The sequence below is a fragment of the Bacillus sp. EB106-07-01-XG149 genome, from assembly GCF_058791555.1.
Map to the genome: position 1 here is coordinate 43,921 of NZ_JBYTDP010000010.1, position 21,433 is coordinate 65,353.

A 21,433-nucleotide genomic window follows, 5' to 3' on the forward strand; every position below is an offset into this window, starting at 1 on the left:
CCAGGTTTATTGTCACAAAAAAAGAGACTGTTTACAATTTTACAGTCTCTTTTTTTAGCATAAGTTTCTAATATATTTATAAACTTTCTGCCTCTGTTGTATTTGTTTTTTCAATATGTTCTACCTTACGTGCCTTATTTCTTGTCGCGCGGTAAAACAGTAAACAAACAATCATAAATGGAATACCACAATATAATGCCATTCTTTGTTCTGGAATAAAAGCCATACCAACAATTACTGTTACATTTAATACTAACGCAAGCAGTGGTACGAATGGATACAGCGGTGTTTTAAATTTCAAGTCCTTCACATCCCCGCCCTGCTTAATGTATGACCTTCTAGCCAATAAGTTAGATAGAGCAATAGATGCCCAAACTAATATCGCCCCAAACCCGGCAATAGAAAGTAGCCATAAATAAACTGTATCTTCCGCATAAATACCTGATAGTAATGAAAGGCAACCTACAATTGTACTTACAATCAATGCATAAATAGGAACACCATTTTTAGATAACTTACCGAAAATTGGACTAATCATGCCTTGGTTAGACATAGACCATAGCATACGCGAAGTTGCATATAATCCTGAATTTGCAACGGATAGAACCGCTGTAATAATAACGAAATTTATAATATCGGCTGCATAAGGAATGCCAATTTTATCAAATACAACTACGAATGGACTTTCTATCACTCCTGCTTGCTGCCAAGGGAATAAGCCTGCAAGAATGAAAATAGATAATACAAAGAACACAAGTATACGCCAAACTGTATTATTAATTGCCTTCGGGATCGTTTTCTCTGGATTTTCACTCTCTCCAGCTGCAATACCAACTAGTTCCGTTCCTTGGAAGGAAAAATTAACTGCAATCATAGTAATTAAAATGGCTGATAATCCATTTGGAAACAACCCACCATAATCAGTAAAGCTAGAGAACATCGGTGCGGGTTCGTTTCCTTTCATATCTAGAAAACCAAACATTGCTGCCCCGCCTAAAATAATAAATGCAATGATTGTAATTACTTTAATACTTGCAAACCAAAATTCAACTTCTGCAAAACTTCTTGAAGATAACGCATTGATAGCAAAAAGAAGCACCGCAAACACTACACACCAAATCCATGACGGTACATCAGGAAACCATCGTTTCATTAAAATACTAACTGCAATCAGTTCAATACCTATCGTAGCAGACCAGTTTAGCCACGACATCCAGCCGACTACATAACCCGCTGCAGGGGAAATGTGCTTTGTAGCATACGTTTGATAAGATCCTGCGTCAGGCATCGCAACAGCTAACTCTCCAAGACAGAGCATCGTTAAATACATAACAAATCCTCCAACAAGATACGCTACAATCGCTCCTCCAGGCCCAGCTTCATGAATTGTATACCCAGACCCTAAAAAAAGACCGGTACCAATAACTCCTCCAAGTGCAATCATAAATATGTGCCTGCTTTTCAATTCCCGTTTTAACCCTTGGTTTTGATCCATCATATAAATCCCCCCTTTTCCCTTTGGAAACCCATTTCATGTAAGCGTTTTTAAAAATATTCATAATAAGAATAATTATTGAAAAGAGCAAAATACATAGTATCAATCACTACCTGTTATTAAAAGATCATCCCTCACTGTTATTAATAACTTTTTATCAGCGATAGCTTGTCCTTCTACTACTTCTAATGATTCGATATATCCACTGATCCCTACTTTAATTTCTACTTTCTGTTTATCTATTGTTTCAATTAACGCTAATTTCTCCCACTCGTATACGTAAGAACTTTCCGTAACAAATAACTTCTCTACTTTCCCATAACAAGGACTATACACGCCTTCTATAACCATCTTCACTTTATAAACTCCTCCTTCTTATTAATTGGTACTGAAACGTTGCATATCCCTCCTTTAGAGATTTCAACTATTATTTATGCAAAATGCGTACCAATCTCCAATTCCTATTTAAAATGAAGGTTTCTCAAAAAAAAATCTTCATAACCGCAAAATTTTTCTATCATTTGAGAAATTTTAAAGAGAAAATAGCAAAAAAATTTTGCGATTTTATAAGAATTTTAATAAAATTATAAAAAGTCAGTCTTCATAGGGTGAAATGAGGAGAAGATAATCTATGCGTACAGAAGAAATTAATTTTAAACAGATCATTGAAATGAATATGCTATATGAAACTTTACTTAATGAGCTCGATATCGGGATTCATATTATTAATGAGGAAAGTAAAACGATTATCTATAACCGCAAAATGATGGAAATTGAATCAATGGAACGCTCAGATGTGCTATATAAAAGTCCTATAGAAGTATTCGCATTTGAAGAAAATAAAAATAGTACTCTTATAGAGGCATTAAAATTAGGAAAAACAAACAAAAATATAAAACAAACGTATTTTAACAATAAAGGGCAAGAAATTACAACGATTAACAATACTTTCCCTATAATAGAAAACGGAAAAATTAAAGGCGCTATTGAAATTTCAACAGAGATTAGCCATTTCAAACAAACGATGAAAACGAACCTTTCTCGAAAACAAAATAATAAATTTACCTTTGATCACATAATCGGTGATTCTAATGCTCTTCAATCTGTCATTACAGAAGCAAAGAGAGTAATTCGTACATCCTCATCCATACTTCTCGTAGGAGAAACAGGGACCGGTAAAGAACTATTTGCACAAAGTATCCATAATGAAAGTCAACGTTCAACAAAACCATTTATTTCACAAAACTGTGCCGCTATACCTGATACACTCATGGAAAGCTTATTATTTGGTACGAACCGAGGTGCATTTACAGGAGCTATCGATAAAGCTGGTTTATTTGAAGAAGCAAATGGAGGAACTTTGTTATTAGATGAGATCAACTCATTAAGTCCAGCACTTCAAGCGAAGTTACTACGAGCTATACAAGAAAAAACAATACGAAGAATCGGAGGCACACAAGAAAAAGAAATTGATGTTCGTATTATAGCAACTATTAATGAAGACCCTCTTGAAGCTATTACACACAATCGATTACGGGAAGACTTATATTACCGATTAAGCGTCGTTACTTTATGTCTCCCGCCTTTACGTGAACGAAAAGAAGATATTCCTGATCTTGTGCAGCACTTTATCGAAAAGTACAACATTCAATTTGGACTTGGCGTAACGGATCTAGATGTACATGTAAGAGAATTTTTGTATGCATATGATTGGCCTGGAAACGTACGAGAATTGGAACATATCATTGAAGGTTCAATGAATTTAGTTGAAGATGAAAATATCATTACAGCGTTTCATCTTCCCACTCGCTTTCGCGAACGAATAAAAAAAGAATTCAATATGCAACCTTTCCTAACTAATAACGAGGCTGATGCACCTAAAACGTTAAAGCACACAATAGAGGCAATGGAGAAGAACTACATCAATCAAATTCTGACAGAGTATCACGGTAATATCTCACAGGCTGCAAAGTTTTTAGGATTAAGTAGGCAAAACTTACAATATCGAATTAAAAAATTGCATCTACACATATGAAATGAAACTTTAATCAAATGTAGGATGAATCCGCTTCTAAGCGCAAATAAAAATTGGAAAAACATGCCACAATAAACATATAACATACTAGAAAGGAACGATATATATGAGTAATGATAACAAATTAAAGTTATTACAATACTTAGCCTTCTTCCCTACCATTGTATGTATGATGTTACTAGTTGATATGAATGCTTATCCTTATGCAAAACTATTAGCAACAATTAGCGGCTCCTTTGCAGCTATTATGCTTGCTGCTTTTTGGAATTTGAAGATACGTATGAAGAAAGAAAAATCTTCTTAATGCCAAAACAATAAAAAAACCGAGCTTACACAGCTCGATTTTTTTATTGTTTATTAAAATTCAACATTCTCCAAATACAAACCACTCGCCTCAGCAAGACAATTAATTTGATTACGTTGTTTTTCCTCTAAAATATTTGGGATTGCGTCCGCATCTAATTGTCCTAATCCAACTTCAATTAATGCTCCAACAATTTTTCGTACCATGTTATGAAGGAATCCGTTACCACTTACTCTAATTTGTACAAATCCTGCTTCTTCCATCACTTCAAGTGTATATACTTCTCGAACCATAGACTTTTTCTTTGATTTCGCATTTGAAAAAGCAGTAAAGTCATGTGAACCAACTAAATGTTTCGCAGCTTCTTTCATGCTTTTCACATTTAATTTTTTATTCACATGCATGCTGTATTTACGCATAAATGGATTTGTATGCTCTTCATTCCAAATTTTATAAAGATATGTTTTTGCTTTAGAATTGTAACGAGCATGGAAGCGATCTTGTACTTCTTCTACACTCGTAATGCTAATATCATTGGGTAAATATTGATTTAAATATTTTTTCACTTTATGTTCCACTAACTTCTCATCACTCTGAAAGTTAGCAACTTGATTCAAAGCATGTACACCCGCATCTGTTCTACTACAACCGATAATTTCAATTTCTTTTCCGATCATTTCAGATATGACACTCTCGATTTTCCCTTGAATTGTATTATCGTTATTACCGAGACGTTGCCATCCTTTAAAACGTGCACCATCGTACTGAATCGTTAATTTATAATTATTCATTTTACTCTCCTTCATAGAAAATATTCCCTCATATCGTGAGGGAATATGAATACACTTTACTTTCTAACAAGCTTCACTACATTTTCTACATGGGCTGTATGTGGGAACATATCAACTGGTTGTACATATTCCACTTCATAACTCTTCATTAATGCTTGTACATCACGTGCTAATGAAGAAGGATTACATGATACGTAAACAACTTGTTTTGGTTTCACTTTTAAAATTGTTTCCAGTAATTTATCATCGCAACCTGTACGAGGTGGATCGACAACAATTACATCTGGACGCCATCCTTCTTTTACCCATTTCGGTAACCATTGTTCAGCTTTACCTGCTTCATATTTCGTATTTGTAAATCCGTGACGCTTCGCATTTTTTCTTGCATCTTCAATCGCTTCTGGAATTACATCCATACCACGTACTTCCGCTGCATCATTTGCAAGCCAAAGACCGATTGTACCAACACCACAATACGCATCTACAATTTTCTCATCGCCTGTTAAAGCAGCTGCTTTTTTCGCTTCATCGTATAAAACAACTGTTTGTTCTGGATTTAACTGGAAGAATGCACGTGCTGATAATTCAAATGATAAATCACCTAGTGTTTCTTGAATTACTTCTTTTCCAGCTAATTTAAATGTTTTATCACCGAAAATAACAGATGTTTTACGCCAGTTTACGTTTTGCATAATTGATTTAACAGCTGGCATCTGTTTTTGTACTTCTGCGATAAATTGATCTTTATTTGGTAATTCTTCTTTTGTTGTAATAAGTGTAACTTGTACTTCCCCTGTTTGAACTGCAGTACGTGTCACAATTGTGCGTACTAAACCTTTTTGTTTTTTCTCATTGTAAATAGAAACATTTAATTTTTCTAATATACGTCTTACAACTTTTGTCGCTTCATTCGTTGCTTTATGTTGAATCATACAGTGAGCAATATCAATTAACTGATGTGAGTTTTGCTTATACAGCCCTGTAATAACCTTTTCGTCTTTACGTCCCACTTGTAATTGACTCTTATTACGATAATGCCATGGGTTTTCCATACCAAGCGTTGGACGAATTTTTTCTTCCAAACTGTTGTTCATATACTTCTCGAATGCTTGTACAACGATATCACGCTTTTGATTTAATTGTTCTTTATAATCTAAATGTTGCAGCTGACAACCGCCACACTCTTCATATACCGGACATGGTGCTTTCACACGATGTGGTGAAGCTTTACGAACTTTTTTCACTTTCGCTTCAGCGAAGCCACGCTGAATTTTCGTTGTTTCAGCAACAACTTCTTCTCCTGGTAATGCCCCTGGAATGAAAACAACTTGTCTCTTAAAATAACCAACGCCTTCTCCGTTAATCCCAAGACGTTTAATTGTCACAGGAAACGTTTGACCAACTTCCAACTTACTCTCATGTTGCTTTTGTATCATTATTACACCTCTACTCTATACTTTTCCATAAATATAACGCTGCATAACTGCAGTATGGTTCACACTCTTGTTTCACTTTTTCTAAAAATGCATCATCAGGTTTATCATCTAATTGAAATACTCCTTGCACTGCACGCTGAATCCCAATGTCCGCTTTCGGAAACATATTTTTCCGTCCAAGCCCAAACATTAAAAAATTTTGCACTGTCCATGTACCAATCCCCCTAATTGGTAACAATTGTGCGGAAACCTCTTCATCCGCCCTGGTTTCTATACTCGCTAAATTTAATGTACCGCTGACAATACTTCGACCTAACCCTACTATATATTCAGCCTTTCGCTGACTAAACTTCTGCTCTCTCAATTCTTCTATTGAAATATTTGCTACTATTTCTGGAGTGGGGAAAAAGAATACACCGTTCTTCTCTGTTCCATATCGTTTCACAAACTGTTCTGTTAACACAGTAGCAAATTTCAAATTTATTTGTTGATGAATGATACAGCGAAGAAGACAAGCAAAATAATCAAACTCTAAAATAATTGGAGTATAAGCATATGTTTCAAATAGTGGACGTAATGATGTGTTTAAAAAATGATTTTGTATATCTTGAAACGGTTCATTCCAATGAAAAATGGCCCTCATTCGTTTCATGACTTTCTCTTGATCTCCTGCCTGACTAGAGATCCAAAACTGTGGATTTTGAACAGTACCAATCCCTTGCAAGCGAACAACAATCTGTTCCTCGTCTATACAAAGCGGGACATAAATGACTTTCTCATCTAATTGAATGACGTTAAGAGGATCAAAAGATAAACGTTTTAATACTTCTTCAAAATGATACGGATACTCTAACGTAACATGTTCGCTCCACATACGTGTCCCCATCCTTTTTACACATCATTATAGCATGAGAAAACCGCAAGCATACATGCTTACGGTTGATTGCTTTTTACTAAGTCATCTAGACTTTTAAAATGATACCCTTTCTCGCGCAAATCATCAATGATTTTCGCAAGTGCTTCTGCATTATCTTTTGATATTGCATGAAGTAATAAAACAGATCCTGGATGAATCATCGTCATTACATTATTATGTGCATATTGCCATCCTCTTTGCTCGTCCACTTTCCAATCCAAAAATGCAAGTGACCAAAATACATTATAATAGCCCATTTCTTTCGTAAGAGCCAATGTTCTTTCACTAAATACGCCGCGCGGCGGACGTACATATTTTACTTCTTTTTGCCCAGTTACTTTTTTAATCTCTTCCGTTACACTCGTTAATTCTTCACGAAGTTTCGCATCATTTACCGTTGTAAAATCAGGATGACTCCACGAATGGTTTCCAATAATATGTCCTTCATCCTTCATTCTTAATAACAAATCTTTTTGTGTTTTAATATAATGACCCGTTACAAAGAAAGTTGCCGGTACTTTTTTCTCTTTTAATACATCTAAGATTTTCCCTGTGTATCCATTCTCGTACCCATTATCGAATGTTAAATAAATATCTTTTTTCTTTGTATCCCCTAAATAAAACCCACCATTTTTTTGTAGTAAATCTGTATATAACTTTCCTGCATCTGGTACTGTTTCATTTTTAGGACGCGGGATTCCCCAGTTATGTGGAGTATTTGTATAAGCTAATGCTGAAACTGGAACAAGTGCCATCATAATTGAAAAAATGAGACCGATATATAACCATTTATATTTCATAAATAGTCTCCTTTCCATATATAATCGTACTTGTAGTTTCTGTTGCCGTGCATTCTTTCATGCTGAACATGTTTTTCTATATATACCAAAAAAATGCATCTCGAATCATTCGAGATGCATTTTTGTTTACTTAAATACTGGCTCTTTAAAGCTAGCTAATTTTTCAAGTGATGTTTTATCAACATCTGCATGTAAGCTATTACCATGAGAATCCATCGTTACAACTGCTTTAAATCCTTCGATACGTAAATGCCACATTGCCTCTGGAATACCAAATTGTAAGAAATCAACATCTTTTACTTCTTTAATACATTCAGCATAATATTGCGCTGCACCGCCAATTGCATTTAAATATACACCACCGTGCTCTTCTAAAGCCGCTAATGTTTTTGCACCCATACCACCTTTTCCAATGACAGCGCGAATACCGAATTTCTTCATAATATCGCCTTGGTACGGTTCTTCACGAATACTCGTCGTTGGACCTGCCGCTTTAATTTGCCAGTTTTCATTTTCATCTTTCACGACAACTGGACCACAGTGATAAATAACTTGTCCTTTTAAATCTACTGGACAATCGTTATCCATTAAATGCTTATGGATTGCGTCACGACCTGTATACATCATGCCATTAATTGTTACAACATCACCAACGCGAAGTTCACGAATTTGCTCTTCTGTAATTGGTGCTTGTAATACGATCTCACGTTGCTCTATTTTTTCTTGCGCTTCTTGCTGAAGTGTATCCTCACCTTCTTGATATAGCCAGTCCATAATTTCACCTGTTTCAGGATCGATTGTTACGCCAAGGCGGCGATATGCCCAGCAATTATACGCAACAGATACGTAGAAACTAGCGGGCAGACGATTATACACGCCAATTTTACAACCAAGTAAAGTCGTTTCTCCGCCAAATCCCATCGTACCAATGCCAAGCTTATTCGCATTTTCTAATACGTACTCTTCAAGTTTTTGTAACTCTGGTACTGGATTGACATCATCTAATGTACGGAATAATTGATTTTTTGCTAATTCGTAACCTGATGTGCGGTCTCCCCCGATACCAACACCAATTACACCTGCACTACAACCTTGACCTTGCGCTTGATATACAGCATGAAGAAGGCATTTACGAATTCCTTCTAAATCACGACCAGCGCGTCCAAGTCCTTCTAATTCACACGGTAAGCTATACTGTATATTTTTATTCTCACAGCCACCACCCTTTAGAATTAAGCGTGCATCAATATAATCTTTTTCCCATTGTTCAAACTTAATAACCGGTGTACCTGGTCCTAAATTATTTCCACTATTGTCTCCAAAAAGAGAATCAACAGAATTGGGACGAAGTTTACCATCTTTTGTCGCCCGCTCAAGCGCATTATAGATAGCTTCCTTCAACTTTAATTGATTCACACCAACTGGTGTATAAATTTTAAACGTTGGCATCCCTGTATCTTGGCAAATTGGCGAGATGTTATCATCAGCCATTTTAATATTATTCGTAATTGTGCCAAGTGCCATCGCAGAACGAGTCCCTGAATTTTCTCGTTCTTTCGCTTGTTGAATCGCACGACGAACATCTTTCGGTAAGTTCGTTGACGTTTCAACAATTAGTTGATACATGCTTTCTTGAAGCTTTTCCATTGTTACTTCCCCCTCAATTGTGAACGCTACCAAAACGTTATGAGCTGAAAATTCCATTGTTATGCTCTTCAGCTTTTTATTTGTTTCACGCTATTAAAGCATAAATGAAATTTTTCACAACTTGATTATACCTTTTTTTCTACCGTCCTTCTATTATCCATACAGAAAAAGGCTGCCAATTTTGCATTGGCAGCCTTTTTAATATATTATTCGTCTTTTTTAAATTGCTCACATTTTAATTCTAATTCATCTAACATCGCAAGAAGACGATCTACATCCTCTAACTCTACTTCTTCAGGTTCAATTGTATCAATTACTTCAATGAACATATTTAAACGTTCTTTTAAATATACTAGTTGTGAATCTTTATCTTCAATTGCTTTTCCCATGAAGGCACTCTCCTTTTAATTCGAGTTGCTTTTATTATACCGCAAAAATGATTGCTATGGGCATGAAATTTCATCAATTTTGTCACAGTCATTCATTCAAATGTAAGCCCTCTCTCTTTTTTCACAAAAAAGTTTCACTTTATAAAAAGTACATATTCTTCTATTATAGAGAATGGACAAATTGTTATTTCAATAGTCAAAGGAGTATTTCATATGACGATATCACAAAAAATGAAGCCGATTACTCCTTCTTACGATCCATGGGAAGCGTATATGGACCTTGAAGAGTACGGCAAACTACTATTAACAAACGTTGAGTTTACAACGACAACGTTATGCAATATGCGTTGCGAGCATTGTGCTGTTGGTTACACATTACAGCCGAAAGATCCAAATCCGCTTCCGATGGAGCTTTTATTAAAACGATTAGATGAGATTCCTCATTTACGTTCTTTAAGTATTACTGGCGGAGAACCAATGCTTTCAAAGAAATCCGTCGACAACTATGTAACACCACTCTTAAAATACGCCCATGAACGAGGCGTTCGCACTCAAATCAACTCAAACTTAACTATAGATTTAGCACGTTACGAACAAATTATTCCTTATTTAGACGTATTGCATATATCCCATAACTGGGGAACAATTGATGACTTCGTTGAAGGTGGATTTGCAATGATGGAACGTAAACCTACTTATGAACAACGTGCAAAATTATTTGAACGAATGATTACAAATAGTAAAGCTCTATCAGATGCAGGTGTACTCGTATCAGCTGAAACGATGTTAAACAAAAGAACTCTACCACATATTGAACATATTCATCGTCAAATTGTCGAAGAGATGGGCTGTAAACGTCATGAAGTTCACCCGATGTATCCGAGTGATTTTGCGAGCAATCTAGAAATTTTAACAAAAGCTGAAATTCGTGATGCAATTGAGCATTTACTAGAAATTCGCGATGAAAATGTATGGATGTTATTTGGAACTTTACCTTTCTACGCTTGTAGCGATGATGAGCGAGACATCGCCACATTTAAGAAATTACAAGAAAGCAAAAATGTAACAGTTCGTAACGATCCAGATGGTCGTTCTCGTTTAAACGTCAACATTTTCGATGGAAATATTATTGTAACTGATTTCGGTGACGTTCCCCTTCTAGGTAACGTACAAACAAACACACTACAAGAAGCGTATGACAAATGGAGTGCTTCAAAAACAGCACAATCATTAAGCTGTCACTGTCCTGCAGTAAAATGCCTTGGACCAAATGTTCTTGTAAAAAATAGCTACTATCCGACAGAAGATTTCTTATCAAAAACAGCAAACATAACATTTTAAAGTTCAACTTTAATCAGTGGAGGTTTTGTTCATTCCCCACTGATTATTAGTTGAACCAATTGCCCACAAATAGCAGGATAAATAAAAACGTCAGCTTATAAGCTGACGTTTTTTCATATTATTGCGAGTGAGAAGATGAAATGAATTTAAAATACAAATGATCATGAATTGGAATCGCCGCTCCAATTCCTTGAGAAGTAATATTTTTTACAACAAGCCTTTTTTGATTTCCCTTTAACACAAGATACACTTCTCCAAATGTTACTTTTCCTTTTTCATTTACTGCTGGTGTATAAGCGTATAAATATCCAAGTTGACTCGGACTAATATTATACACACGCTCATGTCCAGTACCATAACCAATGGTCGTTTTAAATGAAAGCGGCAATTGTACTTTTTCAAGTGCTTTGAGAAGCATCATTTTTTTCACATCCGCAGTATTTTTCATATCTGCTGTTAAATCACCTTCAACCGTCTTTTGCGTTTCTTGCTTATAGCGTAGCGGATATAAGCGATCTCCTCCGCGATTATCGTACACATTGCGATTTACTTGTTTATATTCCCAATTAATCGATGTCTCAACCGATTCATAATTCAAAGCCCATTGACCTAAATAAATCTTTGCTCGGTACCCTACCGCAAGCGGCGCATTCGAAATTGTCGTTTCATTAAACATTCGAATTAAGTCCGGATTTTCAATTTTAATATTTGCTGTTTTCAATAGTTCTTGAGCAAACTTACTCGGTTGTAAGCGCGGCAAATCTTGCGCATCATTTGGAAACGTATTGTCTTTAGAAATATTTAAAACAGATGAAGGCATTTTTGTTTCTACCGTTGTCTTTGCAAAACTCATGTTAGGAAATAATAGAATAAACGAGACCATAGTTGAAAGACATATGCTGTATACTCGTTTCACCTGTCTGGCTCCTTCCTACGTAAAGGTATATATACTACTTTGTTTATTGTTTTCTCTCAATACAATTGTTATGCCTATTTTTCATAATAAATAAAAACCAATTCCCATAATGACATACGCCGCTAATAAAGTACCGCCTTCAAACCAATTTGTATCTCCATCATTTGAAATCGCAATCGTTAAGAAAACAGCTGTAATCATAGAAACAAGTTCTGGTATTGTAAATACTAAAGGCATCCTTTGTGCAAAGAACATAGAAAGCAGTACTAATACAGGAGCAACAAACATGGCAATTTGTAACGTAGAACCTATTGCAATTTCAACTGCAATATTTACTTTATTTTTATACGCCATAATAATTGCAGATGCATGTTCCGCTGCATTCCCAACAATTGCAACGATAATAACCCCTATAAATAATTCTGACCAACCAAATGATTTTGCAACTGTCTCAAATGTATGCACAAGCGCCTCTGACACATAAGCTACCGCAATTGTCGCTATTGCTAAAATAAGTAGCGCTTTACCTTTCGACCACTCTGGTTCTTCCTCATGAGCTACTTCATCCGCTTTATGTTGATATACACCACGATGCGTAACGAGCTTAAATAGCAGTGCAGCAAGGTACATAATAATCATAATGATAGAAACACCGATACTTAATTGATAGGTCTTTCCAGCATCCATCTTCATTGAAAAAATCTCTGGAATAACAAAAGCTACTACTACAGCAAAGATTAATAAAGCTGAATTATGCCTTGCATCATACACATTAAAACTTTGTCTTTTGTATTTAAGCCCTCCTACAAAGAAGGATAGCCCTCCTACTAATAATAAATTTCCAAGTACAGAACCCGTTAATGAGGCTAACACCACTTCAATTAATCCTGCCTGAAGTGCAAAAATCGAAATGATTAGTTCAACAGCATTACCGAAAGTAGCATTTAATAATCCGCCTATTCTAGGTCCCGAGACAATCGCCAAACTTTCTGTCGCTCTCCCCATAAAACCCGCTAATGCGATAATAGTAATACAATACACAGCGAACATAATTGTTTGAGGCCAATGAAGCATTTTTCCAAGTACAGAAAGTGGTACCCCGATCAGTGCTACTATAAGAAATATTTTATTAAACATGCTTTTCATCCTTCCATCGTATGTATTTCTCCTCGATATTATTATTATTCTTCTCCTAACTTGTCCGATTTCATCACAATTACGTTTAAAAAATCGGATTGAAGAAAACAGTATGAAAGATATTTAAATTATCTTGTTTAAACGGAGAAAACAATAAATTATGAACAGGGGCTAAAAGCATGCATTTAAAAGAAAAAATTGAAACTATTATTTGCGGTCAACGAACTGGTGTATTATCTACTGTACGTGAAAATAAACCTCATAGTACCTTTATGATGTTTTTCCACGAAGATTTTGTGTTATATGTTGCAACAGATCGGAAATCAAAAAAGATAACAGATATCGAAAACAATCCAAATGTACATGTACTACTTGGACGTGAAGGAAAAAAATTAGATGAAGATTATATTGAAGTTGAAGGCTTAGCTTCCATCGAGGAAGACTCCACATTAAAAAACAAGTTTTGGAATAATAGCTTAAAACGCTGGTTACTTGGTCCTGAAGACCCTAATTACGTATTAATAAAAATCAATCCCGACACAATTTATTACATCGATGGTGCTGGTACGACGGAGCCTGAGTTTTTACGACTATAAAATAAAACAAGCCCCCTTTAGGTGGGCTTGTTTTGTCGAAAAGTTCTTCTGAAAAAAACAATAAAATAGGTGGAACTTTCTAAAGATTCTGTTATATAATAGCAGTAACTTAAATACACTGTATTAAAACAGATTGAGAGGAGAAATAAAATTGATGAAAAGAGAAGAACGTAAAAACATGATTGAGTTTATTGAAAAGAAAAAAGGGATTGAGCGTGATGAATTATTGTTTATGACAGACGATGAAGTAGAACATATTTATAATGTAACGTACTTTTTGTATGAGGAAATTGCAGAGTAGTATAATAATCCCCACCTTATTAGCAATATAAGGTGGGGATTATTTCGTTATTTGCGGGGCGGTAAAATCCCACTCATTAAAGTTTCACTTTATACATGAGAATGGTTTTCATGTATAATAATGTAAGATTGGAGGAATTTTACTATGAGTTCATGGCTCTTATTCGCACTATTATCAGCAATTGCTGCTGCCCTTGTATCTATTTTCGGAAAGATTGGTTTAGATGGAATCGATGCCAATGTTGCAACAACGGTTCGTTCTATTATTATGGCATTATTTATGGTAGGCGTTATTATTATCCAAGGTAAATTTCAAAATATTGGCGACGTACTGCTAAATAAAAAAGCACTGCTCTTTATCACATTAAGTGGGGTTGCAGGTGCTTCGTCATGGCTATTTTATTTTCTTGCCCTCAAAACAGGGAAAGTTTCACAAGTGGCTCCTGTCGATAAATTAAGCGTCGTATTTTCTATCATTCTCGCGATGATTATACTCGGTGAAAAATTAAACTTTATGACTGGCGTTGGTGTAGTCTTTATTACAGCTGGTGTATTATTTATTGCTTTCAGCTAAAAAAACCGCTATTAGCGGTTTTTCTTTTTCTTTATGTAAAACCATACAATACATATAACAATTACTGAAATGAATAAAATCCATATTCCATAATGATGTAAACTATACTCAACGAAACGCCATTTCTCTCCTAACTTCCAGCCAAGTCCAATAAAAACACTTATCCAAATAAGCGCACCACCGTAAGCATACAAACAAAAACGCCAAAGTGTTAAATTCGACATCCCAGCAAAATATGCTGTTAAATGACGTACTCCCGGAATAAAGTAACCAATCATTAAAAGAAAGGGGCCATACTTTTCAAATAAAATATGCGTTTTTTCAATGTGATGTTCTTTAATTCTAATCTTCGGCCCATATTTTTTTAAAACAGGAAGTCCAAGTTTTAAACCTAATATGTAGCTTAATGTAATACCTAACATCGCACCAGCCATCCCGCTTAAAAAAGCAGCAGTTCCTGACATAACTCCTTTAGAAACGTTATAACCAACGAAGGTCAATAAAAACTCGTCTGGTATCGGTAATCCAACAATTCCACCGGCCAACGCTATAATAATTCCAAAATACCCATAATGCGCGATTAACTCGCCAATATGTTGTTCCATTTGGAAAACACATCCTATGCACGATCGTTATTCCACATTGTGCCCTTTCTATCTTTCAGACAAACATGGTATACATATTCACTATACATTGTTTTTATAATGAACTCTACTTCTATCCATTCCTTTAGCAGGAAGAAAGTGAACCATTAATCAGTGGTGATTTGCTCATCCTCACTAATTTTTAGCACACACCAATTGTGCGCCCGACTCCCGCCTACTTCCCTTGTATTCACCGATTTTTGAAGCGCTAGTCTTACTACCCGCAAATAGCCGGATTAAAAAATAAAAATTCATATGCTTGTTTTTTTGTTACAATAAAGGAAAGTTACTTTTCGCAACGGTTTAACTCTCAGGAAAAATGATATATCTAGCAAAAACATAGTTTGGTCGATATAATGCAACTTCTACCTATTAAAAGAACATACACCCTTTACATACAACATCATTTTTCTAAATTATACAGGGGGAACGAACATGACCATTGAAAATCAATTTATCCAAAAGGTTTACTATAAAACATTTTTAACAGAAGAAACTTCTACTCCAGTATCAGAAGTACTCGGTGAAGCATATATAAATGAATCTACAAATGAATTCTCCAACATTTCTAATATCCGCTTTGCCCAAGGTGAATTTTATTACCAAAATAAAGACTTTGAAGCAGCGATATTTAAATGGGAAAAAGTAAATAACGAACTTGCACTTTGGGCAACCAAAAATATTGCGGATTCTTATTTTGAACTAGGATTCTTGCCAAAAGCAGAAGAGATTTATCAATCTATTCAAACGGAAGATACAACTCTTACAATGGAAGTTTCCTTACAACTTCTTTCTCTTTACATCGAACAAGATCGTTTAGGTCTAGCATTTAAGACGATTAGTGAGGCTGTTGCATTTCAACCTGACTATCCTAATATCACTGCAATTGCTCGCTCATTCTATGAAAAACAAGAAGATTGGAATAATGCTATCGAACTTGCCGTTCAAGAAGGAATTCGAACAAAATCGTTACACTGGTTCGATACTTTAATCAATTATGTGAATCAAGGATTCACGAAACGAATCAAACCAGAATATTTCTATGAATCTTTAAAAGCTTTATATGCAATTGATCAAGTCCAATTTAAAGAACTTGTTATTGCGCTTTGGAACAGCTATCAAAATGAAAACTTACATCTACCTTGGATTCAAACAATAAATCATTTATTCTTACATATTGAAACAGACAACAATGACGATTGGCATGAAATTTTTGAACGCTATCAAGATACGTACTTTGAGTTAATTACTGGTGAGCATTTCATGCATGAAATGCAGGGACTTGTACCAGATTTATTAACCAATTGGTTTAGTTTAACGCAAGCAAAAGATGCCCTATTTGTCTCTGCTGCAGTGTTAGCATGGAATGAAGTTTCACCTACAACTTTAGAGTCATTACTCGTAAAAAGTGCTGGAGCCCTACTTTCTAATTCAACAGCTGAAACAAATGTAAATATGGAAACAGTTTCTCATTTATTCGAAACAATTGCTGTATGGGCTGAAAAAAACGATGTGGATTTAAGTCATCAATTTACGTTACTCGTTCACGAACTGTGTGATTTAAATGTTACACAATTACTAATAGCGGGAACTAGTAACCAGGATAAATCATCATTCATCAATTCAATACTAGGAGAGAACATCTTAACTGAGACTGTAACAACTCCTATTCTATTTAAAGATGATAGCCAAACTGAAATAACAGAATTCACTGCGTTAGATGTACACAATATACCTAACTTTGATGAATTCCATCAAAGAATGGCTACACCTTCCGGATCAGAACTTGAGAAAAAATGTATAGAAATTAAGTTACCAAGTAGATTTTTAAGAAAAAATAAATTTGCATTTCTTGTTACGCCACCTGTTCAAGGGCAAGTGGATAAAAACAGCTCATATTTTGAATACTTACAAGCAGCAGATAGCCTTATTTACGTATTAAATTCTGCTTCACCATTACATGGTGAAGAACTTGATACATTACTTTATTTACGGGAACAAGTGCCAAATTTACAAATTCATTTCGTATTACACACAAATAATACGACCAATAATGAAAAACTAATGAGTAAGATTAAAGTCCATTTCCCAAATGCACAGTTCTTCCCATACTCTCCTTCACAAGAGAGTAGCCAGCAACTTGGGGACGTGACAGAGTCTATTCTTTCTAATTTGGCAGAACGTAACATGGAACAAGAACGTATAGAAAAACTAATATGGTTTACTCAAAAGACAATCGCATACCTTGTAAATGAACGTGTGGAGTTAGAAAATACATTAGTGAAATCAGTACGCTGGAATAAACATATCTCAGTTAAATTAAATGGATTTATTAACAACCTTACTGCCCTTGAAAAAGATAAAATTCGTTCTATTACAGAATCTTATCTTTTAACGAAAGAAGAAATCACACGAGATATCCATTCTCAAATCCCTGAATTATTACAGAGTTGTTCTGACCTTGTTCAAGAAGATAGCGACTTCAAATTAGTTCATGAAGAATTAAATACTGCGATGAACGAACGAGTTCAAAAACATGTACAACAAGTACTTCTTCCTAAATTTACTGGTTCTATTCAAGAGTGGATTGAAACAGCTCATAATGAATTTATTCAAGCTCAATCTTATTTAGATGAAATGAGTGAAACGTTTAATAAATTATATAAAGAAGAACGCATGAAACTTCCTTGTGATTTCAAATTACTAGATGATTGGCATCGAGATGTTGTACGCATGACAAATAGAATTACAGTAACGAACATCAATATTTTATTACGCTTTACACCGACACAATTTTTCTTAAAGAGTGCGGGAAAACTATTTGGTAACATGCAAAAAAATCAGTCTATGCTCGCAAACAAATATAAACAATACATTGAAACGGAAGACTATACGGAAATTGCTCAAACAATCTCAAAACAATTCTTCCTTCAATTTGAAGTATTTGAAGGCGCATTAGAACGAGATATCATGATGTTCTTTAAAGATCCACTTAGCATATTGAAACAAAATGTAGAAGCAGCTCAACTTGAAATACAGGAAGACGAGCAAACATTAACAACATTAAGAAGCAACCCAGAAACTTATCACGATCCGTTAGCATTCTTTAAACTGCAACTATTGCAGCACAAATTCGTTTTAAGTACAAACAAAAGCAATGAAGACGTCTATGAATTTAATGAGTCTCCTACGATTTAACATAAAAAACCAAGCAAATTTCAGTTTGCTTGGTTTTTTACTTTAATTCATTATTTTCATATGTTCAAATGGATAATAAATTGCCGCTAATTCTCCTAATACATCTTCTCTATCAATAAGTCCCAAACCATTTCTACTATCTCTGCTTATTAGGCGATTATCTCCCATAACAAAAATCTTATTTTTAGGAACTGTAATCGGTCCAAAGTCCTCTGTTAAATTCATAAGTTTTTTTTCAGCTTGTTTTTTATTACTATACAAATAAGCTTCCTGTGTCACTTCATGATTCACATATAATTGATCATTTCTCACCTCGATTACATCGCCAGGCAAACCAATAACCCTTTTCACATAAAAATTATCCGTCTTCACAACAATAATATCTTCTCTCCCATAACTTTCAAACTGCTTTGCTAACTTATTAACAATCAGCTTATCCCCATCTTGTAACGTCGGCTTCATGGACGCTCCTTTTACAGTCGTAGGAAAAAACACAAAAATTTTCGCTAAAAACACTAACAAACATGCAATTGCAATTGTTCCAAAGAATTCACGCCAACGTTTTTTCTTTTGCATCATTCCACCATCTCATCATCTTTTTACTTTTATTATAAGGACTTCAACTGTGTAATTTCCATAAAATTCTGAATTATAAAATTGTAATATTACAAACTTTTAAATAATAATATTCAAAAATATATTATTTTATATTTTTATTTACTTAAGAGGACTTTTTCTATGAAAGTTATGCTTAAAAATGAAAATACCGGCCAAATTAAACAAGCAAAAATTGGTTTTAGTTGGACTGTATTTTTCTTTGGTTTCTTCCCTGCTATATTCCGTGGAGATTGGAAATGGTTTTTAATTATTTTAATCGCTAGCATGTTTACGTTCGGATTCTCTAACCTAGTCTTCTGCTTTATTTACAACAAGCTTTACATCAATGATTTATTAGCTCAAGGTTATAAAGCAGCTGATGAATATAGCCTTTCTGCCCTACAACAAAAAAACATCGTAGCATAGTAACAAAAAAAGATACTCTCAAAATAGTCTATCCACTATTTTTGAGAGTATCTTTTTATATTCCCACATATACAATACACATTTGAGCCGCTACATATGTAAACCAAATCCAAAGTGGTTCATACTTTAATTTGCGCCCTCCAATATCTGTCACACCTATAATAAAATCAGAAATCACAAATAGTAAACCACCAAAAGCCGGTATCCACCATATTCCTGTATTCTCATAGTATAGGGCGAATGCAAAGCAAGCCATTCCTCCAACCCACAATCCGTAAATTAGAGCTCCTATCGTAAACAATTTATCTTGTTTATCATTTCGTATAAAGAAGTACCATCCTATAATTAGAAAGAGCCCGTATACGAGTAAACCAATCCAAAAACCATTCCATGAGATGCCTGTTTGCAAAAATGCTTTTACATAAAAACAATGCGCAAGCGCGAAAGTAATCATCCCTCCAATTAATCGATGACCAATTGGAATCAAACCTGCCATAAATAAATCTCCTACAGTTGATAACGTCATACCTAGTGCAACCCACGTACTATACGCTACTGATGGATCTTGTAACCATATCCAAATTGCACTCCCTGTTAAAGAAAAACTAAGAATAAGACGCACCGCTAAAGGTAACGGCATATTATTTCTTGTTTTTTTTGTCTGTCCTATTGCGTACATTGCACCAATTAAAAAAAGAATTATTTGTCCAATTAACACCATGTAAAGTAGATTCATAACATGTTCTCCTCAATAAATGCTTTTTGTATCTTTTTTCGTTACACCTAGTCTATTATCCTTTTTCTATATAAAAAAAGAAGAACAGTACTGTTCTTCCATTGTAATCGTTTTCCTGTTATCTATGCTACTTGTTTTTCGTTCGCCCTTTTCTGCTTAGCTGTCGTCCGATTCACCACGATAATTCCCGCGGCTACACATGCCAAACCGAATAATACAAATGAATGAATTGCTTCTCCTAAAATCATGCTCGATAATAACACACCAAATACGGGTATAAAGAACATGTACATTGATACTTTTCCAACCTTGTTATACTTCATAATTGTATTCCAAATGCAAAAGCCTGCTGCGGATAAGAAAGATAAGTAGAGAAGCATAAATATTGCATGTACACTAAATGTAAGTGGCATGGCTCCAACTTGCAAAGCCCCTATACATAATAGCCCTATAGAACCAAAAATCATTTGATATGCTGTCATATAGCCAACATCTAATGTTTTGCTACCTTCTTTCGCCAATATGTTTCCATATGAATACAACATTGCTGCACTAAGAAGTAATAAGCTACCGATTCCGAAATGGAATGACAAACTACCATCACTCGGTACATTTACTAAAATGACACCACAAAAGCCAATAGAGACCCCAATTATTTTTCTCATATTGAGAGCGTCATCTTTATATAAAAAGTGAGCGAGTAAAATTTGAAAGAATGATGATGTTCCTGAAATGATAGCTCCCTCAATACCAGAACTATAACTCATTCCAATATAAAAACATATATATTGAAGAAATGTTTGAAATAAACCAATTTGTACTAATTGCTTCCCCGTTCCTTTTTTGAAGCTCATATCTTTTCCTAACACTTTAAAGAATAATAAGAGCATGACTCCAGATAAAAAGAAACGATAACCAGCAAATAATATTTGCTCCCCAACTTCTTGTGGCTGAATTCCAAGTTCAGCATAACTTAATTTAATAAATGGGAATGCGCTCCCCCACAAAAAAGTCGCTACTATTGCAGCAATTAGTACGCCAATCGGATGGGTAAAAAATTTCTCTGTCTTCACTTGTTGTCTTCCTTTCCGATCTTTTTATGAACAATATTCATATATACCAAAGGAAGTGTGAAAACACAAGTTTTCAGTTTAT

General features: G+C 34.8%; 22 protein-coding genes. 8 read left to right on the forward strand and 14 right to left on the reverse strand.

What is annotated here, in order from left to right; genetic code table 11:
• Nucleotides 1–76: 76 nt before the first annotated feature.
• Nucleotides 77–1,498, reverse strand: a complete 1,422-nt coding sequence (locus tag AC3WTA_RS25880; RefSeq protein WP_000969249.1) for an amino acid permease — start codon at nucleotides 1,496–1,498, stop codon at nucleotides 77–79.
• A gap of 99 nt (nucleotides 1,499–1,597) precedes the next feature.
• Nucleotides 1,598–1,852 (reverse strand): biotin/lipoyl-containing protein, encoded by a 255-nt coding sequence (locus AC3WTA_RS25885; protein WP_000784766.1) that lies wholly within the window; start codon nucleotides 1,850–1,852, stop codon nucleotides 1,598–1,600.
• Nucleotides 1,853–2,126: 274 nt separating this feature from the next.
• Between AC3WTA_RS25885 and AC3WTA_RS25890 the strand changes: the two genes are divergently transcribed.
• Complete coding sequence (locus AC3WTA_RS25890) at nucleotides 2,127–3,530, forward strand: sigma-54 interaction domain-containing protein (RefSeq protein WP_001258433.1); 1,404 nt, start codon at nucleotides 2,127–2,129, stop codon at nucleotides 3,528–3,530.
• 106 nt (nucleotides 3,531–3,636) lie between these two features.
• Nucleotides 3,637–3,834 carry a hypothetical protein gene (locus AC3WTA_RS25895; protein WP_000063919.1) on the forward strand — a complete coding sequence of 66 codons (198 nt, stop codon included), beginning with the start codon at nucleotides 3,637–3,639 and terminating at the stop codon, nucleotides 3,832–3,834.
• Nucleotides 3,835–3,887: 53 nt separating this feature from the next.
• On the opposite strand, the gene truA is transcribed toward AC3WTA_RS25895, so the two are convergent.
• The 6 genes from truA to AC3WTA_RS25925 form a co-directional block, all read right to left on the reverse strand.
• Entirely contained in the window at nucleotides 3,888–4,625 is a 738-nt protein-coding gene (gene truA, locus AC3WTA_RS25900; protein WP_001067305.1) for a tRNA pseudouridine(38-40) synthase TruA, read from the reverse strand.
• A gap of 56 nt (nucleotides 4,626–4,681) precedes the next feature.
• Nucleotides 4,682–6,061: a 23S rRNA (uracil(1939)-C(5))-methyltransferase RlmD gene (rlmD, locus tag AC3WTA_RS25905; RefSeq protein ID WP_000615214.1), complete on the reverse strand. Its 1,380-nt coding sequence runs from the start codon at nucleotides 6,059–6,061 to the stop codon at nucleotides 4,682–4,684.
• A 10-nt stretch (nucleotides 6,062–6,071) separates the two neighbouring features.
• Nucleotides 6,072–6,935 (reverse strand): DNA-3-methyladenine glycosylase family protein, encoded by an 864-nt coding sequence (locus AC3WTA_RS25910; RefSeq protein WP_000269433.1) that lies wholly within the window; start codon nucleotides 6,933–6,935, stop codon nucleotides 6,072–6,074.
• A gap of 59 nt (nucleotides 6,936–6,994) precedes the next feature.
• Complete coding sequence (gene pdaA / locus AC3WTA_RS25915; protein ID WP_000875958.1) at nucleotides 6,995–7,777, reverse strand: delta-lactam-biosynthetic de-N-acetylase; 783 nt, start codon at nucleotides 7,775–7,777, stop codon at nucleotides 6,995–6,997.
• A 126-nt stretch (nucleotides 7,778–7,903) separates the two neighbouring features.
• A complete protein-coding gene (gene fumA / locus AC3WTA_RS25920) occupies nucleotides 7,904–9,424 on the reverse strand; it encodes a class I fumarate hydratase (RefSeq protein WP_000413534.1) in 1,521 nt (506 codons plus the stop codon).
• Between the two features lie 206 nt (nucleotides 9,425–9,630).
• Nucleotides 9,631–9,813 (reverse strand): SE1561 family protein, encoded by a 183-nt coding sequence (locus AC3WTA_RS25925; RefSeq protein WP_000513547.1) that lies wholly within the window; start codon nucleotides 9,811–9,813, stop codon nucleotides 9,631–9,633.
• Between the two features lie 213 nt (nucleotides 9,814–10,026).
• Here AC3WTA_RS25925 and yfkAB point away from each other — a divergent pair, with 213 nt between their 5' ends.
• Nucleotides 10,027–11,154, forward strand: coding sequence for a radical SAM/CxCxxxxC motif protein YfkAB (gene yfkAB / locus AC3WTA_RS25930; RefSeq protein WP_000156029.1), 1,128 nt, complete (start codon nucleotides 10,027–10,029; stop codon nucleotides 11,152–11,154).
• Between the two features lie 118 nt (nucleotides 11,155–11,272).
• Here the strand turns inward: yfkAB and AC3WTA_RS25935 are convergent, their stop codons facing one another.
• Entirely contained in the window at nucleotides 11,273–12,070 is a 798-nt protein-coding gene (locus AC3WTA_RS25935; RefSeq protein WP_002096879.1) for a YfkD famly protein, read from the reverse strand.
• An 81-nt stretch (nucleotides 12,071–12,151) separates the two neighbouring features.
• Nucleotides 12,152–13,207 carry a calcium/proton exchanger gene (cax, locus tag AC3WTA_RS25940; RefSeq protein WP_492333075.1) on the reverse strand — a complete coding sequence of 352 codons (1,056 nt, stop codon included), beginning with the start codon at nucleotides 13,205–13,207 and terminating at the stop codon, nucleotides 12,152–12,154.
• 179 nt (nucleotides 13,208–13,386) lie between these two features.
• Here cax and AC3WTA_RS25945 point away from each other — a divergent pair, with 179 nt between their 5' ends.
• The 3 genes from AC3WTA_RS25945 (at nucleotide 13,387) to AC3WTA_RS25955 (ending at nucleotide 14,677) form a co-directional block, all read left to right on the forward strand.
• A complete protein-coding gene (locus AC3WTA_RS25945; RefSeq protein WP_000550224.1) occupies nucleotides 13,387–13,803 on the forward strand; it encodes a pyridoxamine 5'-phosphate oxidase family protein in 417 nt (138 codons plus the stop codon).
• Between the two features lie 154 nt (nucleotides 13,804–13,957).
• Nucleotides 13,958–14,104: a BH0509 family protein gene (locus AC3WTA_RS25950; RefSeq protein WP_000817786.1), complete on the forward strand. Its 147-nt coding sequence runs from the start codon at nucleotides 13,958–13,960 to the stop codon at nucleotides 14,102–14,104.
• Nucleotides 14,105–14,248: 144 nt separating this feature from the next.
• Nucleotides 14,249–14,677: an EamA family transporter gene (locus tag AC3WTA_RS25955; RefSeq protein ID WP_000100307.1), complete on the forward strand. Its 429-nt coding sequence runs from the start codon at nucleotides 14,249–14,251 to the stop codon at nucleotides 14,675–14,677.
• Between the two features lie 11 nt (nucleotides 14,678–14,688).
• Here AC3WTA_RS25955 and AC3WTA_RS25960 read toward each other — a convergent pair whose 3' ends face one another.
• Nucleotides 14,689–15,282 carry a DedA family protein gene (locus tag AC3WTA_RS25960; protein WP_000434862.1) on the reverse strand — a complete coding sequence of 198 codons (594 nt, stop codon included), beginning with the start codon at nucleotides 15,280–15,282 and terminating at the stop codon, nucleotides 14,689–14,691.
• Between the two features lie 474 nt (nucleotides 15,283–15,756).
• Here AC3WTA_RS25960 and AC3WTA_RS25965 point away from each other — a divergent pair, with 474 nt between their 5' ends.
• Nucleotides 15,757–18,519 carry a tetratricopeptide repeat protein gene (locus AC3WTA_RS25965; protein WP_309529548.1) on the forward strand — a complete coding sequence of 921 codons (2,763 nt, stop codon included), beginning with the start codon at nucleotides 15,757–15,759 and terminating at the stop codon, nucleotides 18,517–18,519.
• 42 nt (nucleotides 18,520–18,561) lie between these two features.
• On the opposite strand, the gene lepB is transcribed toward AC3WTA_RS25965, so the two are convergent.
• Nucleotides 18,562–19,098, reverse strand: a complete 537-nt coding sequence (lepB, locus tag AC3WTA_RS25970) for a signal peptidase I (RefSeq protein ID WP_000983304.1) — start codon at nucleotides 19,096–19,098, stop codon at nucleotides 18,562–18,564.
• A gap of 159 nt (nucleotides 19,099–19,257) precedes the next feature.
• Between lepB and AC3WTA_RS25975 the strand changes: the two genes are divergently transcribed.
• A complete protein-coding gene (locus AC3WTA_RS25975) occupies nucleotides 19,258–19,542 on the forward strand; it encodes a hypothetical protein (protein WP_000867040.1) in 285 nt (94 codons plus the stop codon).
• Between the two features lie 55 nt (nucleotides 19,543–19,597).
• On the opposite strand, the gene AC3WTA_RS25980 is transcribed toward AC3WTA_RS25975, so the two are convergent.
• Both AC3WTA_RS25980 and AC3WTA_RS25985 read right to left on the reverse strand, forming a co-directional pair.
• Nucleotides 19,598–20,278, reverse strand: a complete 681-nt coding sequence (locus AC3WTA_RS25980; RefSeq protein WP_001051062.1) for a lysoplasmalogenase — start codon at nucleotides 20,276–20,278, stop codon at nucleotides 19,598–19,600.
• A gap of 122 nt (nucleotides 20,279–20,400) precedes the next feature.
• Entirely contained in the window at nucleotides 20,401–21,351 is a 951-nt protein-coding gene (locus tag AC3WTA_RS25985; RefSeq protein ID WP_000845721.1) for a DMT family transporter, read from the reverse strand.
• Nucleotides 21,352–21,433: the final 82 nt, after the last annotated feature.